General features: G+C 68.4%; 3 protein-coding genes. 2 read left to right on the top strand and 1 reads right to left on the bottom strand.

Annotated elements, in window-relative coordinates; translation table 11 throughout:
* Positions 1 to 147: 147 nt before the first annotated feature.
* Together ACOADB_RS28420 and ACOADB_RS28415 are read left to right on the top strand one after the other, a co-directional pair.
* Positions 148 to 978, top strand: a complete 831-nt coding sequence (locus ACOADB_RS28420; RefSeq protein ID WP_378607127.1) for an SGNH/GDSL hydrolase family protein — start codon at positions 148 to 150, stop codon at positions 976 to 978.
* Positions 975 to 1,166 (top strand): hypothetical protein, encoded by a 192-nt coding sequence (locus ACOADB_RS28415; protein WP_378607124.1) that lies wholly within the window; start codon positions 975 to 977, stop codon positions 1,164 to 1,166. The genes ACOADB_RS28420 and ACOADB_RS28415 overlap by 4 nt, the downstream gene beginning before the upstream one ends.
* Before the next feature lie 32 nt (positions 1,167 to 1,198).
* Here ACOADB_RS28415 and ACOADB_RS28410 read toward each other — a convergent pair.
* Positions 1,199 to 1,581: nuclear transport factor 2 family protein (locus ACOADB_RS28410; protein WP_378607121.1), on the bottom strand; the 383-nt coding region annotated here is incomplete at its 5' end.

Genomic DNA, 1,581 nt, shown 5'->3' with positions numbered 1-1,581 from the left:
ACATGGCACACCTCGACGATTGCGCGAGACAAGCTGGAACAGCTGATCCGTGAGATCAGGAGCCAGGGAGGAACGGTGGCGAGTTGCCGCCGATGCACGCTCGGGCTCCTCGTCACCTGGTTCACGCTCTGATCCCGGCGGGCCACCATGTCAACTCCACGCAGCTACGTTCGCTTTGCCGCCCTGGGCGATTCCGTGACCTATGGGCTGGGCGACCGTGCTTCGGAACGGTCCCGTGGCTGGGCGCGCCTGTTGTGCGAGGCCATCGCCCGCGACCACCACGTCTCCTTCTGCAATCTCGCCCACCCGGGCGCGACGGCCGGCGACGCCCGATCCATGCAGCTCAGCGAGGCACTCGACCACAGTCCACACCTGGCATCCCTGATCATCGGACTCAACGACACGATGCGCTCCACCTGGGACAGCGCAGCCGTCCGTGCGGACCTGCTCCACGCCGCCAGCCGCCTGGCCGAACAGGGGACGCTGCTGCTGACGGTGCGCTTCCACGATCACAGCCGGGTCTTTGGCCTCCCCGGCCGTCTCGCTCGGCCCCTTCGGCAGCGGATCGACGAACTCAACGCCACCTACGACGAGATTCACCGACTCCACGGTGGGTTGCAGGTCGACCTGGCCAGCCATCCCGGCGTCTATGACCGCGAGTTCTGGTCGATCGACCGACTGCACCCTTCCGAGCTCGGGCACCGGGCCCTGGCCCACGAATTCTCCGCCCTGCTCAGCCAACACGGGCTGGCATTCGATCCACCAGCCCTGGATCTTGACGGGGATCCCACCACGCGTCTGGGTGAACTACGCACGCTCGCGGTCGAGGCAGCGCCCTGGGTGGCCAGGCGCGTTCGCGACCTCGCCCCCTCACTCGGTCGAAAGGCCCTGCAGGCGGCTCTTCGCCGGCCGCACTCCTCGCGTGGCAAGGTCATGAAAGGCGACCTCGTTCAGGTCGTGCGCGGTGGCCACCCGTGATCAAGCACCGCAGGACCGTCGCCAAGACCGACCTGGATGCCTGCTCGGACGGACATGCCCGCACCTACGCCACCACCGGGGTTGAGCAGAAGGACCACGAAGGTCTCGACCCCGAGCAAGCAGCCGAACTTGCGGCCTGGTGGCTACAGGCATTCGAGGCACCCAACGGGACTGCCCGCCTCGGCTGACGCCCAGGCTTACGCCGAAGGGCGGACGTGCGTCATCCCCAGAACGCGTCCTCGGCGGCGCCGTCCTCGGAGAACAGGTGCACCTCGATGATCCTGCCGTCACGGACGGTCAGCAGGTCCACTCCGGCCATGTCCATCGACGCTCCCTCGCGACGGCCGGAGAAGCGCACGGGCACCGCGACCAGCTCGCCGTTGACCATGGCCGGGCCCGTCACCGCGAGCTGGAAGCTCCCCTGGCTGACCTCCATCATCCCGCCCAGCAATGCCCCGACGGCCTCGAGGCCCAGGTGGTCGCCGGAGAACCGGTTGGCGCCCGGCTGGTGCCAGATCACTGCCTCGTCGAACTGCGCCAGGGCAGTCGGCACGTCACCGCGGCCCAGTGCGTCGAAGTAGGTGGCCGCCACGACAGCGGGGG

The sequence above is a fragment of the Nocardioides sp. CPCC 206348 genome (genome assembly GCF_048654705.1).
Taxonomy (GTDB): domain Bacteria; phylum Actinomycetota; class Actinomycetes; order Propionibacteriales; family Nocardioidaceae; genus Nocardioides.
Note: the sequence above shows the minus strand (reverse complement) of the source record. Positions and strands in the feature narration are given on the sequence as shown.